Source organism: Thauera linaloolentis 47Lol = DSM 12138, from assembly GCF_000310205.1.
GTDB lineage: Bacteria > Pseudomonadota > Gammaproteobacteria > Burkholderiales > Rhodocyclaceae > Thauera > Thauera linaloolentis.
The window spans coordinates 23,310-37,493 of the sequence record NZ_AMXE01000033.1; the positions used below are offsets into that span (position 1 = coordinate 23,310).

Consider the following 14,184-nt stretch of genomic DNA (forward strand, 5'->3'; position numbering starts at 1 on the left):
GGGCGCTCCGCCGTGCGGAAGTGGCCGGGCGGACACCCCAGCACGCAGTCGAAGGCGTGATTGCTATACACGATCCGGGCGCCAGGCATGGCGATCAGCGAAACGGCGACAGGCAGCGCCTCGAGGACGCACTCGAACGGGAAACCAGGCGGAATGCTCATCAACCGTTCCATGTCACACCGGCATCCCGCCGGTGCCGGGGCGTCCGGCGGCATCCGCGGCGGCGGGCGCCCTGCCGAACCGCTCGACCCACGGCGGTACGTCCTGCGGCCTCAGCGGGCGCGCAAAGAGGTAGCCCTGCACCACCGGGCAGCGCTGCCGCCTGAGCAGTTCGCACTGCTCCCCGGTTTCCACGCCTTCGGCAACGACCGTCAGGTCCAGGCTGCGGCCGATGCCGATGACCGCCGTCACCAGCGCCCGCAGGCGGCTTTCCTCCAGGCACTTGTCGATGAAGCTGCGGTCGATCTTGACCTCGGTCACCGGCAGGCTGGCGAGATTGGACAGGCTGGAGAACCCGGTGCCGAAATCATCCACCGACAGGCCGACGCCCAGCGCGCGGATGCAATGCACGGTCTCGAGCATCTCCGGGGTCAGCACCATCGCCGCGCTTTCGGTGATCTCGATGGTCAGCCGCTCGCCGGCCAAGGCATGCTCGCGCAGCAGGCCGGCGACGGCATCCGCCAGCGCGCGGCTGCAGAAACTGCGCGGCGACAGGTTGACCGAGACGACCGGCACATGCACACCCTGCCCGCGCCACACGGCCAACTGCCGGCAGGCTTCGCGCAGCGCCCACTGCCCGACGGCCTCGATTTCTCCGATCTCCTCGGCCAGGGCGATGAACCTGCCGGGCGGGACTTCGCCGAACTCCGGGTCGTGCCAGCGCGCCAGCGCCTCCACCCCATGCAGCCCGCCGCCGTCCAGCCGCACCTGCGGCTGGTACTCCAGGCGCAGCCCCGTGCCGGCGATGGCCCGGCGCAGCGCGGTGCCCAGCAGCAGGCGCTCGCGCGCGAGTTCGTTCATGCCCTGGCTGAAGAACAGGCAGCCCCCGCCACCCGAGGCCTTGACCTGGTCCATCGCGCTCTTGGCGTTCTGCAGCAATCCATCGCGGTCGCGGCAGCCTTCGTCGGGATAATGGCTGACGCCGATGCAAGCCGACAGATCCAGCAGCACGCCGGCGATGCCGACCGGTTCGCTGATGACTTGCAGGAGGAGCGAAGCCACCTGCGCGGCGCGGGCCGGGCTGCACTCGGACACGACCAACACGAAGGTGCTGCCTTCGAGCCGCGCAAGGAAGGCCCCGCCGCTCAGGCGGGACCGCAGGCGATTGACGATCTCGACCAGCATCTGGTCGCCCACCCTGTAGCCCAGCGTGTTGTTGACGTCCTTGAACCGGACCAGACCGATGCAAAAGAAGGCGATTTCCTGCTCCACACCGGAAGCCAGCAGATCGTTGGTATATCGATACAGGCTGTTGCGGTTCGGCAATCCGGTCAGTGCGTCATGGTGAACCAGTTCGTCGAGCCGCTGCCGGCTTTCCTCGCGCTCGATCGCCAGCGCGCACAGATACATGCTGATATCCGCAATCCGCCTCAGGTAGGCGTCCTGCGGGGCACCCTGGCGGAGATAGAGCGCAAAGACACCGATCACGCTGCCATCGCGCCGCTTCGCCGGATAAACCATGCACGCCCGGCAGCCGGCCGGCGGCGTCCTCCCGCAGTAGGCCGAACGCAGCGGTTCGGCCTTGATGTCGGCCAGCATCACCGGCTCGCCGCGATGGGCGCAGGTGCCGTAGCCTGCCACGCCTTCGCCAATTTCCACACCCTCCCAGCCGGCCACATACGAGGCCTGGAAGCTCGGCGCGGCCCAGTGCCGCAGCCTGCGCCCGACGACCCTGAACATCGAAACCAGCACGCCCGGCGCAATGGCCTCGATGCGCTGGCAGATGAAGTTGCCCAGCCCGATGAAGGACAGGTTGCTGGTCAATGCCTCCAGCACGTCGCGCTCGAAATCCCTGATCCGCCGTGCCTCGGTGATGTCGGACATGACAATGACCTGGTTGCGCAGTTGTCCGCTGTCCTCGTCGAAGATGGGATTGACCGATGCCTTCACCCACATGTCCCGGCCGTCCTTGCTCCTGGCCAGGATCTCCTCGTTGAATCCCTCCGTGCCCCAGGCCTTGCTGCGCACCCGCGCCAGCGTCTCGGCATCGGTGTGCGGGCTGGCCAGCAGTTCGCTCGGCAGGCAGCCGACCGCCTCGCCGGCGGCATAGCCGAACAACTCGCTGAAAGCACGGTTGATCTGCACGATGCGGCGCTCGCCATCGACGACGAACAGCGGGCGCTCGGTATGGTTGACGGCCAGCAGCAGCAGGCGATTCTGCTCGCTCCGGGCCACCTCGGCCGACACGTCGCGCGCAAAGGCCAGGTAGTGGATGCGGCCCGACAGATCGATCTTCGACAGCGAGAACGACACCCACAGCTGACGGCCATCCTTGCGCTCCACCAGCAGGTCGCGGTTCATGCCGACGGCCCGGGGCTCTCCGCCTTCCCGGTTGCTGCGCATGTAGCTGCCATGGACGGCCTGCAGCGCCTTCGGCAGCAGTGGCCTCATGTTCCGGCCGAGCACCTCGCCGCGCGCATAGCCCCACAACCGTTCGGCGGCGGGGTTGAAGTAACGCACGCTGTCGTTCTCGTCGACCAGCACCGCCGCCATGATCGACTGTTCGAGCGCCGGAAGCAGCATCCCGTACACACTCACGTCCGGCGCGTCCATTCCCGCTTCCTCTCCGATCGTCCGGCCCGGACTAACGACTCAAGCTGTTGGCGAAGTGGCGGGCGAGCACCTGCAGATCGGCAATGTGGCCGCCCAGCGTCGCGGTGTGCGCATTGAAGGTCGCGCTGGATTCGATGGCCCGGCGCGCGCTGTCGCGCAGCATGCTCATCTGCCGGCCGGTCTGCTCGCTGATGTGGGACTGTTCCTTCATGCCGACATCGACATTCCCTGCCAGCCGGTCGATGTTATCGACGGATTCCAGGATCACGCCGAACGCGCGGTCGGTCTGCCCGGCGAAATCCACCGTCTGCTGCGACACCGTCACACCGCTGCCGATCACCGTCACGCAGGCCTCCATGTCGTTCCCCAGCCCCGAGATGATTCCGCGGATGCCGCGCGTCGAATCCTGCGTGCGCTGCGCCAGGTTGCGCACCTCGTCGGCCATCACTGCGAAGCCGCGCCCCGCTTCGCCCGCGCGCGCAGCCTCGATCGCTGCGTTCAGCGCCAGCAGGTTGGTCTGGTCGGCAATCGCGGTGATGACCTCGATGACCCTGGCGATGTCGCTGCTGCGCTCGGCCAGTGCGCCGACCGTGCTGCGCGTTTCCTGCAGACCCGAAGCCAGTCGTTCGATGGAGCAGATCATCTGCACCAGTTGCTCGCGGCCTTCCGCGGCCGTACGCAGTTCCCGCACGATGACACCCAAGGGGCGCAGCAACATCGCCGCCGCAGCCGCCGCGACCACCGTCAGCAGCAGCGTGGCTGCGGCCAGCCCAGGCTCGTCGCGCGCCATCGCCAGCGCGGTCACGATCAACCCCGGCAATGCCGCGGCCAGCATCATCTTCTGCATCCAGGACAGCAGCGGCGCGCGCATGCCCCTGGGCGCGCCGCCGGCGCGCCAGCGCCGGTATTCGCGTTCGGCCCGCGCCTTGGCGGCCGGGCTCGGCAGGGTCCGCAGCGACTGATACTCGACGATCGCGCCATCCTTGACGATCGGCGTCACATAGGCATCCACCCAATAGTAGTCGCCGTTCTTGCAGCGGTTCTTGACCAGGCCCTTCCACGAACAGCCCGACTTGATGCTCGCCCACAGGTCGGCGAAGGCCCCGGGCGGCATGTCCGGGTGACGGATGACGTTGTGGTGCTGGCCGACCAGTTCCTCACGGCTAAAGCCGGACACCGCGATGGAGTCGTCGTTGGCGAAGGTGATCACGCCCTGCAGGTCGGTCGTCGTGATCAGGTGGGCCTCGCCCGGATAGACCACCTCGTCGTCGGTGACCGGCAAGTTGTTCTTCATTCAGCCTCTCCTCTCCTGTCGATGCTGGACAGCCGCGCCCTGCCATGGACGCAGGATTACGATTGGAAGGCATATTTACCTATAATCGGTACAAACTCAATGCGGACAAGCTGTGCCCTCGTGACGAACGGCACGAAGCGCGTCGGCAGAATGGAAATGGACCGGGAGGCACGGAAGCCCTTCGATGGCAGGGCTGGCGCCCCGGCCCGGGCGGCAGGGGCGGCAACGGGAGAACGGCAGGAAGCCGCCGGGAAGGCGTGGTCCGGAGACTCAGGCCTCGATCGGGCCGGATGTCATTCCCTTCCCCACTCGGCGATCTGCTCGGCGCACTTCAGCACCACGTCGAGGCCTTCGTCGGGTTTCACGTCGAGCGCCTTGCAGTACCAGACGTACTCGACCACATCCAGCCGGCGCTCTCCGATCTCCACCTTCTGGACGTAGGAATGCGTGACGCCCAGGCGCTCCCCCAGTTCGCGCATGGTCAAGCCCTGGCTCTTGCGCCTGTCGCGCAACCAGCGGTTCAAGCACAGCATTTCCGGGGTGTGTATGCTCTTGGTCACCTGTACCTTTTATCGGCACAAGTAGTTGTATCCAACTTAGGTACACTCTGTTGAATGGGCCCCGGACGGCACCGGGCGCAGCCCCTCCCCGGGCCCGTCCGGCGGCACGGGCCTGCCGCCTGCCGCCCTTCCGGCGCGCATGCGGCCGCGCCGCGCGCAGCATGGTCTCAGCCCGTCGAGGGCAGGCAGGCAAGCTCCGCGCCCGGCTCCAGGTGCGGCACCAGCACCGGCGCCATCGACTTCAGGATCTGCACCGGCAGCGCCGAGGTGAAGCGGTAGGCCGCGGCGCCGGGGCCGGTGACGTAGGCGGTCAGGGTGCCGAAGTGGCGCGGGCCGAGATAGAAGACGAAGGTGGCGGTACGGTTCAGCGCCATGCCGGCGCGGCCGCCGATGACGATGCGGTTGTCGCCGGTGCCGGTCTTGCCCCCCAGCGCCAGTTCGCTGCCGTCGGCCAGGCGGAAGCTGCCCGCCAGCCGGCGCGCGGTGCCGCTCTCGACCACGTCCGACAGCGCGTTGCGCAGCGCCGCCGCCACCTCGGGCGCCATCACCGCCTCGCCCGCCTCCGGGCGCAGGGCGAAAGCGGTTTCGTACGGCGTATCGGCGGCGAAGCGCAGGCGGTCGATGCGCTGCATCGGCAGGCGCACGCCGTCGTTGACGATGATGCCCATCAACTCGGCCAGCGCCGCCGGGCGGTCGCCCGAACTGCCCAGCGCGGTGGCCAGCGAGGGCACGAGATGGCCGAACGGATAGCCCAGCCGCGCCCAGCGGCGATGGATGTCGAGGAAGGCTTCGACCTCGAGCATGGTGAAGATGCGCGAATCCTGTGCGCTGCGCGAGCGCGTGCGGAACAACCAGCGGTACACCGCCTGGCGCTCGTCCGCGCTGGCGGCGATGGCCTCGGACAGGCTCGCCTGCGGGCTGCGCATGCGGTAGCCGACCAGCCACAGCTCCAGCGGATGCAGGCGTGCCACATAGCCGCGGTCGGGCAGGTCGAAGGCCTCGGGCGCGTAGCGGCCGTAGAGCTGGGCGATGCGCGACTCGGCCGGCAGCGCGTCGCCCAGGCGCTGGCCGAGGAAGGCGGCCAGCGCCTCGGGCGGCGCCTCGGGTTCGAGATAGCGGAACACCGCGGCCAGGCGCTCGGCGCCGGGACGCAGCCCGTCGAGCAGCAGCGCGCGCATGTCCTCCGCGGCCAGGCCCTGGTACTTGCGCCAGAAGCGGCGCAGGAAGACCTGGCCCTCGCGGTCGGCGAAGCGCGCCAGGTATTCGGTGCGGCGCGGGTCCTCGGCATCTTCCAGCAGTTGCGCCGTGCTGCCCGGCACCTGGTACATGGTGTGGCGCACGATCTCGCGCATCAGGCGCACGAAGGGCAGGTTGATCGAGGCCTGCAGCGCTTCGCGCAGCGTGGGCATGCGCGCATCGTCGCTGCGGTTGAAGTTGCCGAAGCGATGCAGCCCGCCGCCGGTGAAGAAACCTTCGCCCGGGCTGGCGGAAAAGCGCCGCTCCAGCGCGGCCTCCAGCATGGCCGGCAGGCTGCGGTCGGCGGCAGTGGCGAGATGGTCGATGGCCCAGCGCGTCAGGTTGTCCTGGCGGGCGACCTCGACCTGGCGCAGCGCCGGCATGTCGAGTTCGGCCAGGCGGCCATGGAGTTCGGCGACGATCTCGAGGTAGGTCGCCAGCACACGCAGCTTGGCGGTGGAGCCCAGTTCGAGCTTGCTGCCCTCGTTGATGTCGAGCGGCTGGTCGGTGGTGTCGGTCTGCACCCGCACGCGGTTGCCGCCGGGCGTGCGCTCGACCAGCGTGAAGCTGTAGTGCACCGCGCCCAGCGTCGCCGGGTTCAGCATGCGCTCGCCGATCAGGCCCTGGCTGCGGGCGAAGGCCGCGTCGGACAGGCTGCCGAGGTAGTCGCCGACCGCCTGCTGCAGGCCGCCGTGCAAGGTGGTGCCGGCCTGCGCGTCGAGCCGGTCGAGGCTGTACAGCGAGGTGCCCAGCATGACCGCCAGCCGCGTACGCACGGCGGTCGTGCCCTTGCCCGACCGCGCCGGCAGCAGCGCGGGGTTGGCCGCCAGGTCGCGGAAGGGCAAGGGCTGCGACAGCGCGGCGTCGCGCAGCGCGGTGTCGATGGTGCCGGCCTCGGCCAGCAGGCGCAGGTAGGCGTCGGTGGTACGGGCGAGTTCGTCGCGGCCGCGCGCCAGGTACCACGACGGCCGGCGGTGGGCGATCATCAGCGCCACCACCTGGCGCAGTGCAAGGCCCTGTGCCTGCAAGCTGCCGCCCTGCCCCGGCGGCGCGGACAGCAAGGCGTTGGCACGCTCGAAATCGGCGCCGAACCACACCCACAGGCCGTCGCCCAGGCCATTGACCTCGCCATGCCCCGGCGCCGCGGACAGCGGCACGGTGTTCAGGTAGTCGAGCACCAGCCGGCGCCGCGCCGGCAGGGTCTGCTCGCCCTCGCGGTAGGCCCGCACGCTGGCCGACACCATCTGGCGCAGTTTCTCGCGCGCATCGTAGGTGATGCCGTCGGGCGAATGGCGGTACTTCTCGATCTGCGTCGCCAGCGTGCTGCCGCCGGGGGCGTCGAGGTCGTCCTTGACCATGCGCCCCAGTTGCGCCGCCGCCGCGCGCGCGAAGCGCACCCAGTCGACCGCCGGGTTCAGCGTCGGCCGGCTGTCGTCGAGCAGGTCGCGGTTCTCGATGAACAGCAGCGCCTGCGCCACCACCGGCGGCACGTCGGCGAAGTCGGCATAGCCGCGGTAGGGATAGCGGAAGTCGTAGAGCACCCCGGCGCGGCAGTCGAGCACGTCCAGGCCGGCGCGCGTCTTCTCGCGATAGGGCGGAAACAGGCCACGGTCGGCATAGTCGATCAGCGCCGCGCTGAAGCGGGTCTGCGCCGCCAGGTCAAAGCCGCGCGCCTGCAGGCGTTCGATGAAATCCGGCAGTTCGGTGTAGCCGAGGCGCTGGTCGAAAGGCCCGTGTGCCGGGTAGCGCACGGCGTCGCTGCGACCGGCGACGCGCCGGTAGTCGAGCGTGGCGGCGAAACGCGAGATCTCGCGTGCCTGCAGGCGCGAGCTGTGCAGTTCGTGCGCGAACAGCACGCCGCCCGCGACCAGGGCCACCAGCACCAGGACGAAGAGCATGGCCCCGAACAGGCGGAAGGGGTGCGAAGGAAAGAAGCGGCGGAGACCGCGCCGCGCCGGCATGAGCTCGGCGTGTTGCGCGGGCGGCGTTTCGGCTGCGGGATTCACGACAGGGCGCACGGCGGAAAAAATCGATATTGCATCGCCGCAATTATCCTGTCTTCCGGGCAGGAAAATGACACTGTTACAGAAGCGCCACACTTGCCGGCAACACCCGCGGACAGCGCATCGCGCACGGAACGCGCGGAAGATGAATAAGCAATCCGTTTTTTCTACGTTCAGGTTATGAGGCAAGAAGGATAGATTTTCTCCATCGCAATCAACCCATCGGAGAAATCGAATGGCTTTCAACCCCATCCGCCGCAGCCTGCTCGCCCTGGCCCTCAGCGCCGGCCTGATCGGCAGCGCCCAGGCGCAGACCACGCTGCTCAACGTGTCCTATGACCCGACGCGCGAGCTGTACCAGGAGTTCAACCCCGAGTTCATCAAGCACTGGAAGGCGCAGACCGGCGAAACCGTGGTCATCAAGCAATCCCACGGCGGCGCCGGCAAGCAGGCGCGCGCGGTGATCGACGGCCTCGAAGCCGACGTCGTCACGCTGGCCCTGGCCTACGACATCGACGCCATCGCCGAGCAGACCGGCAAGATCCCGGCCGACTGGCAGAAGCGCCTGGCGCACAACAGCTCGCCCTACACCTCGACCATCGTCTTCCTGGTGCGCAAGGGCAACCCCAAGGGCATCAAGGACTGGGGCGACCTGGTGAAGCCGGGCGTCGAAGTCATCACCCCCAACCCGAAGACCTCGGGCGGCGCGCGCTGGAACTACCTGGCCGCATGGGGCTATGCGCTGCAGCAGCCGGGCGGCAACGAGCAGAGCGCGCAGAACTTCGTCACCGAACTGCTCAAGCACGTGCCGGTGCTCGACTCGGGCGCGCGCGGCTCGACCAACACCTTCGTCCAGCGCAACATCGGCGACGTGCTGCTGGCATGGGAGAACGAGGCCTTCCTGTCGATCAACGAGCTCGGCCCGGACAAGTTCGAGATCATCGTGCCCTCGATCTCGATCCTCGCCGAACCGCCGGTCACGCTCGTCGATGGCGTCGCCGACAAGCGCGGCACCACCAAGATCGCCCAGGCCTACCTGGAATACCTGTACTCGCCGGTCGGCCAGAAGCTCGCCGCCAAGCACTATTACCGGCCGACCCAGCCCGAGCATGCCGATCCGGCCCACGTCGCCCGCTTCCCCAAGGTCAAGCTGATCTCCATCGAGGACCTCGGCGGCTGGCAGGCGGTGCAGAAGAAGCACTTCGCCGACGGCGGCGTGTTCGACCAGATCTACGCCAAGTGAGCAACGGAGGAAGCAAATGGCAATCCAGGCAATCAACGTCCGCAACCAGTTCCGCGGGCGGGTGAAGGAGATCATCCGTGGCGACGTCGTCAGCGAAGTCGATGTCGAGACGCCCTCCGGCATCGTCACCTCGGTGATCACCACGCGTTCGGTCGATGAGCTCGGGCTCAAGCCCGGCTCGGAAGTCGTCGCGCTGGTGAAATCCACCGAAGTGTCGATCGCGACGCTCTGAGCCTGCCGTGCGCCACACTGTGCTGACCGTGCCGGGCTACCACGGCAGCGGTGCCGGACACTGGCAGACCTGGCTCGAAGGGGAGCTTCCCGAGGCGCGCCGCGTCGGCGGCATCGACTGGGAAGACCCCCTGCTCGCGCGCTGGGCTGGAGAGGTCCGGCGCGAAATCGACGAGGCGCCCGGCGCGGTGTGGATCGTCGCGCACAGCTTCGGCTGCCTGGCCAGCGTCGTCGCCGCGGCCGACCGTCCGCAGAAGGTGGCCGGCCTGCTGCTCGTGGCGCCGGCCGACCCGGAGCGCTTCGATCCGCTCGGCCTGCGCCACGACGTGCGCCAGAGCCAGGGCCTCACCGACTACCTGCCGCGCACCGCCTTCGTCTGTCCCAGCATCCTCGCCGCCAGCCGCAGCGACCCCTGGCTCAAGCTGTCCTCGGCCCGCGAATGGGCCGAATGCTGGGGCAGCCGCCTGATCGACGTCGGCGACGCCGGCCACATCAATACCGAATCCGGCCACGGACCGTGGCCGCAGGCGCTTGCCCTGCTGACCCAGCTGCGCACGGCCGCCGCCGACGCGCCGCTCGGCTCGATCGCGTCCCAGAAGGAAGCGCGGCGGGGGCGCAACGGCGCCCTGGCGCGGCTCCGCCACCAGACCCGGCGCCTCATCAACGGCGAGACGCGGACGCCGGAACGGCCATAGCCATAATGGGTATACGGCCAGCCAGCCGGCGGCCGGCTTATTCCCCGCGATGGAATCCATCGGAATTTTTGTTGGTTCGGATGAAAGCGGGGCGAGCGTAAGGTTTTGACCTATCGAAGCAGGGCACGGTGCCCCGAACAAACAGGAGGAATGAAGATGGCCATCAGCGCAACCGCGGCAAACCCAGCCCCCGTCGCCTCTCAGCCAGGCCCGGCGCAGTCCGGCTCGCTCCACCCCATTCTCGAACGCGCGCTGGCGCGCGCGGCGGACGAAGGCCTGCCCTACGCGGGCGGCGTGACGCCGGCCGAGGCCTGGGAGCTGGTGTCGGCCGGCGAGGCCGCCCTGGTGGACGTGCGCAGCGGCGAGGAGCGCAAGTTCGTCGGGCACGTGCCCGATTCCCTGTTCGTGCCCTGGGCCACCGGCACCGCCCTGACCCGCAACCCGCGCTTCGTGCGCGATCTCGAGCACAAGGCCGGCAAGGACGCCACCGTGCTGCTGCTGTGTCGCAGCGGCAAGCGCTCGGCCCTGGCGGCCGAGGCCGCCGCCAAGGCCGGTTTCAAGCATGTGTTCAACATCCTCGAAGGCTTCGAGGGCGATCTGGACGAACAGCAGCGCCGCGGCGCCTTCAACGGCTGGCGCCGCGCCGGCCTGCCTTGGATCCAGGACTGAAAGACCAGAAACAGGAGTCGCATCATGTCGCATTGGTACACAGACAACGCCGAGTCGATCGGCCACACGCCGCTGGTCCGCCTGAACCGGATCATCGACGGCGCCCCCGCCACCGTGCTGGCCAAGATCGAGGGCCGCAACCCGGCCTATTCGGTCAAGTGCCGGATCGGCGCGGCGCTGGTGAAGGACGCCGAAGCACGCGGCCTGCTCGGCCCGGGCAAGGAACTGGTCGAGCCCACCAGCGGCAACACCGGCATCGCGCTCGCCTTCGTCGCGGCCGCCAGGGGCATTCCGCTGACCCTGACGATGCCCGAGACCATGAGCATCGAGCGCCGCAAGTTGCTGCTCGCCTACGGCGCCAGGCTGGTGCTGACCGAAGGCGCCAAGGGCATGGCCGGCGCCATCGCCAAGGCCGAGGAGATCGCCGCCTCCGAGCCCGGCAAGTACGTGCTGCTGCAACAGTTCAAGAACCCCGCCAACCCCGCCATCCACGAAGCCACCACCGGCCCCGAGATCTGGGAAGACACCGACGGCGCGGTCGACATCCTGGTGTCGGGCGTCGGCACCGGCGGCACCATCACCGGCGCCTCGCGCTTCATCAAGCACACCCGCGGCAAGGCCATCCAGGCGGTGGCGGTCGAACCGTCCGCCAGCCCGGTGCTGACGCAGGCGCGCAACGGCGAGCCGCTCAAGCCCGGCCCGCACAAGATCCAGGGCATCGGCGCCGGCTTCGTGCCGCAGGTGCTGGACCTGGAACTGGTCGACAGCATCGAGCAGGTGAGCAACGAGGAAGCGGTCGACTACGCCCGCCGCCTGGCGCGCGAGGAAGGCATCCTGTCCGGTATCTCCAGCGGCGCGGCAGCGGCCGTGGCCGCCCGCCTGGCGAAGAAGCCCGAGAACGCGGGCAAGACCATCGTCGTCATCCTGCCGGACTCGGGCGAGCGCTATCTCAGCTCGATCCTGTTCGAGGGCTTGTTCAACGAAGCGGGGCTGCCGGCGTGAGCGACCGTCCGGCAAGCTTCGCCCCGCTGGCGGCGGCGGTTCCCCACCTCGACCTGCGGGGCATCGTCAGCGGCCTGCGCGAAGCCCGCGACAGCTGGCGCGCGCTGCGCAAGCGCGGCGGCGAAGGCGGCGCGCGCGAATTCCCGTCGCGCGACGCGCTGCGCGGCATCGCCGACGACTTGTGCGGCGCCTTGTTCCCGATGCGCCTCGGGCCACCGGACCTGCACGTCGAGGGCGAGGACTTCTACGTCGGCCACACCCTGGACCGCGCCCTCACCAACCTGCTGGTCCAGGTGCGCCTCGAACTGGCCTGCCAGGCACGCCACGACGAAGCGCTCGCGGCGCAGGTGGATGCGCGCGCCACTGGAATCGTGCGCGCTTTCGCCGCCGGCCTGCCGGCGCTACGCACGCTGCTCGACACCGACGTCCTCGCCGCCTTCGAGGGCGACCCGGCGGCGCGCAGCGTCGACGAGGTGCTGCTGTGCTACCCGGGCGTGCTGGCCGTCATCCACCACCGCCTCGCCCACGCGCTTTACGAACTGGGCGTGCCGCTGGTGGCGCGCATCCTCGCCGAGATCGCGCATTCGGACACCGGCATCGACATCCACCCGGGGGCGCGCATCGGCCCCGGCTTCTTCATCGACCACGGCACCGGCGTGGTGATCGGCGAAACCGCGGTGATCGGCCAGCGCGTCCGCCTCTACCAGGCGGTCACGCTCGGCGCCCGGCGCTTCGAGCTGGACACCGACGGCCACCTCGCCAAGGGCGGCGCCCGCCATCCGATCGTCGAGGACGACGTCGTGATCTATGCCGGCGCCACCGTGCTCGGCCGCATCACGATCGGGCGCGGCTCCAGCATCGGCGGCAACGTCTGGCTGACGCGCAGCGTGCCGCCGGGCAGCAACGTGACCCAGGCCGGCCTGCACCACGAGCGGCTCGAGGGGCGGGATGGGGCCGACATCTAACTTCGGCCCGGTCATCCGCAGCCTGCGCCAGCGCCAGCGATGGTCGCAGGAGCGGCTGGCCGAACTGGCGAACCTCAACCGCACCTACGTCGGCGAAATCGAGCGCGGCGACGTGGTCCCCTCGCTGCTCACCGCCCACAAGCTCGCGGTCGCCCTGCAGACCCCGCTGTCGGTGCTGATCGCACGCTGCGAACACCGCGCCACGGCCTGCGGCAGCGGCAAGCCCGCCGGCAATTGATGGCGATAGCCGGTTGAGAGCGCCCCGCCGGGGCGGGACACTCGCCGAGTCCGGATTTTTCATTCCAGATGGTTTCTGACACAAGGAGTCGACCATGGCAGCAGAAAAGAAAGTGCATCACGCGCTCGGAGACACGGCGGCCCGCCAGCTCGCCAACGCCACCAAGACCGTTCCGCAGCTCTCCACCATCACGCCGCGCTGGCTGGTGCATTTCCTGGAATGGCTGCCGGTCGAGGCGGGCATCTACCGCCTGAACACAGTCAAGAATCCGCAGGACGTGCGCGTGTCGTGTTCCCAGCGCGAGGACGAAGGCGACCTGCCCGAGATCTTCGTCGACTACGAAGAGCAGCCGCGCGAATACTTCCTGAACGCGGTCACCACGGTGCTGGACGTCCACACCCGCATCTCCGACCTCTACAGCAGCCCGCACGACCAGATCAAGGAGCAGCTGCGCCTGACCATCGAAACGGTCAAGGAGCGCCAGGAATCCGAGCTGATCAACAACCCGGACTACGGCCTGCTGGCCAACGTCTCCGACGAGCAGCGCATCTCCACGCTGACCGGCGCGCCGACCCCGGACGACCTCGACGACCTGCTGACCAAGGTCTGGAAAGAACCCGCATTCTTCCTCGCCCACCCGCTCGGCATCGCCGCCTTCGGCCGCGAGTGCACCCGTCGCGGCGTGCCGCCCCCCACCGTGTCGCTGTTCGGCTCGCAGTTCCTGACCTGGCGCGGCATTCCGCTGGTGCCGTCGGACAAGGTGCCGGTCGAGGACGGCAAGACCAAGATCCTGCTGCTGCGCGTGGGCCAGAAGCGCCAGGGCGTGTCGGGCCTGTTCCAGCCCGGCGTCGCCGGCGAACAGGGTCCGGGCCTGTCGGTGCGCTTCATGGGCATCAGCCGCAACGCGATCGCCTCCTACCTGATCTCGCTCTACTGCTCGCTGGTGGTCCACACCGAAGACGCACTGGCCGTGCTCGATGACGTTGAAGTGGGCAAGTACCATGACTACGCTGCACTCGATACCTACAAGTAACGGGCTGGCTGCCGTCGGCGGCCCCCCGCCCGGCCTGCCCGAGGAAGCGCTGCTGAGCCGGCTCGCGGGCGAGCTGTTCACGCTGCTGCCGACCGGCGCGCCGGATGCGCAACTGCCCTTCGGCCCGCCGCCGCAGCCGGCGCAGACCGAGATCGCGCTCGGCAACCGCGCCCCCGCCCTGGCGCCGATGCCGGGAACGCCGGGCGCCGCGCCGGACGAAGCCGTCGATGCGGCGCCGGCCGC

The 14,184-nt window shown here is 69.1% G+C and carries 12 protein-coding genes and 1 pseudogene; 9 read left to right on the forward strand and 4 right to left on the reverse strand.

Features of this window, described 5'->3' with window-relative positions:
- Positions 1-174: 174 nt before the first annotated feature.
- From dosP to C666_RS10265, 4 genes are all read right to left on the reverse strand, one after another.
- A complete protein-coding gene (gene dosP / locus C666_RS10250; RefSeq protein ID WP_004338056.1) occupies positions 175-2,772 on the reverse strand; it encodes an oxygen-sensing cyclic-di-GMP phosphodiesterase DosP in 2,598 nt (865 codons plus the stop codon).
- 31 nt (positions 2,773-2,803) lie between these two features.
- Positions 2,804-4,066, reverse strand: coding sequence for a methyl-accepting chemotaxis protein (locus tag C666_RS21075; RefSeq protein ID WP_004338057.1), 1,263 nt, complete (start codon positions 4,064-4,066; stop codon positions 2,804-2,806).
- 293 nt (positions 4,067-4,359) lie between these two features.
- Positions 4,360-4,590, reverse strand: a complete 231-nt coding sequence (locus C666_RS10260) for a helix-turn-helix domain-containing protein (RefSeq protein ID WP_004338058.1) — start codon at positions 4,588-4,590, stop codon at positions 4,360-4,362.
- A 203-nt stretch (positions 4,591-4,793) separates the two neighbouring features.
- Entirely contained in the window at positions 4,794-7,823 is a 3,030-nt protein-coding gene (locus C666_RS10265; protein ID WP_051019916.1) for a transglycosylase domain-containing protein, read from the reverse strand.
- A gap of 277 nt (positions 7,824-8,100) precedes the next feature.
- Between C666_RS10265 and C666_RS10270 the strand changes: the two genes are divergently transcribed.
- The 9 genes and pseudogenes from C666_RS10270 to C666_RS10310 form a co-directional block, all read left to right on the forward strand.
- A complete protein-coding gene (locus tag C666_RS10270) occupies positions 8,101-9,108 on the forward strand; it encodes a sulfate ABC transporter substrate-binding protein (RefSeq protein ID WP_004338060.1) in 1,008 nt (335 codons plus the stop codon).
- Between the two features lie 16 nt (positions 9,109-9,124).
- Positions 9,125-9,340 (forward strand): TOBE domain-containing protein, encoded by a 216-nt coding sequence (locus C666_RS10275; RefSeq protein WP_004338061.1) that lies wholly within the window; start codon positions 9,125-9,127, stop codon positions 9,338-9,340.
- 7 nt (positions 9,341-9,347) lie between these two features.
- Entirely contained in the window at positions 9,348-10,034 is a 687-nt protein-coding gene (locus C666_RS10280) for an RBBP9/YdeN family alpha/beta hydrolase (protein ID WP_004338062.1), read from the forward strand.
- Between the two features lie 150 nt (positions 10,035-10,184).
- A complete protein-coding gene (locus tag C666_RS10285) occupies positions 10,185-10,703 on the forward strand; it encodes a rhodanese-like domain-containing protein (protein WP_004338063.1) in 519 nt (172 codons plus the stop codon).
- A 24-nt stretch (positions 10,704-10,727) separates the two neighbouring features.
- Positions 10,728-11,705, forward strand: coding sequence for a cysteine synthase A (cysK, locus tag C666_RS10290; protein ID WP_004338064.1), 978 nt, complete (start codon positions 10,728-10,730; stop codon positions 11,703-11,705).
- Positions 11,702-12,670, forward strand: a complete 969-nt coding sequence (gene epsC, locus C666_RS10295) for a serine O-acetyltransferase EpsC (protein ID WP_004338065.1) — start codon at positions 11,702-11,704, stop codon at positions 12,668-12,670. The genes cysK and epsC overlap by 4 nt, the downstream gene beginning before the upstream one ends.
- Complete coding sequence (locus C666_RS10300; RefSeq protein ID WP_004338066.1) at positions 12,654-12,908, forward strand: helix-turn-helix domain-containing protein; 255 nt, start codon at positions 12,654-12,656, stop codon at positions 12,906-12,908. Before epsC ends, C666_RS10300 begins: the two co-directional genes overlap by 17 nt.
- Before the next feature lie 94 nt (positions 12,909-13,002).
- Positions 13,003-13,941 (forward strand): family 2A encapsulin nanocompartment shell protein, encoded by a 939-nt coding sequence (locus C666_RS10305; RefSeq protein ID WP_004338068.1) that lies wholly within the window; start codon positions 13,003-13,005, stop codon positions 13,939-13,941.
- Positions 13,910-14,184: pseudogene (locus C666_RS10310) on the forward strand (family 2A encapsulin nanocompartment cargo protein cysteine desulfurase); the annotation flags it as partial. The gene C666_RS10305 and the pseudogene C666_RS10310, both read left to right, overlap by 32 nt.

Bases quoted from the DNA above. Each gene is read 5' to 3' on its own strand.
- C666_RS10305 (WP_004338068.1), top strand. From the start codon at position 13,003: ATGGCAGCAGAAAAGAAAGTGCATCACGCGCTCGGAGACACGGCGGCC.
- C666_RS21075 (WP_004338057.1), bottom strand. From the start codon at position 4,066: ATGAAGAACAACTTGCCGGTCACCGACGACGAGGTGGTCTATCCGGGC.
- C666_RS10270 (WP_004338060.1), top strand. From the start codon at position 8,101: ATGGCTTTCAACCCCATCCGCCGCAGCCTGCTCGCCCTGGCCCTCAGC.
- C666_RS10275 (WP_004338061.1), top strand. From the start codon at position 9,125: ATGGCAATCCAGGCAATCAACGTCCGCAACCAGTTCCGCGGGCGGGTG.
- C666_RS10265 (WP_051019916.1), bottom strand. From the start codon at position 7,823: ATGCCGGCGCGGCGCGGTCTCCGCCGCTTCTTTCCTTCGCACCCCTTC.
- C666_RS10285 (WP_004338063.1), top strand. From the start codon at position 10,185: ATGAAGATGGCCATCAGCGCAACCGCGGCAAACCCAGCCCCCGTCGCC.
- dosP (WP_004338056.1), bottom strand. From the start codon at position 2,772: ATGGACGCGCCGGACGTGAGTGTGTACGGGATGCTGCTTCCGGCGCTC.
- cysK (WP_004338064.1), top strand. From the start codon at position 10,728: ATGTCGCATTGGTACACAGACAACGCCGAGTCGATCGGCCACACGCCG.
- C666_RS10300 (WP_004338066.1), top strand. From the start codon at position 12,654: ATGGGGCCGACATCTAACTTCGGCCCGGTCATCCGCAGCCTGCGCCAG.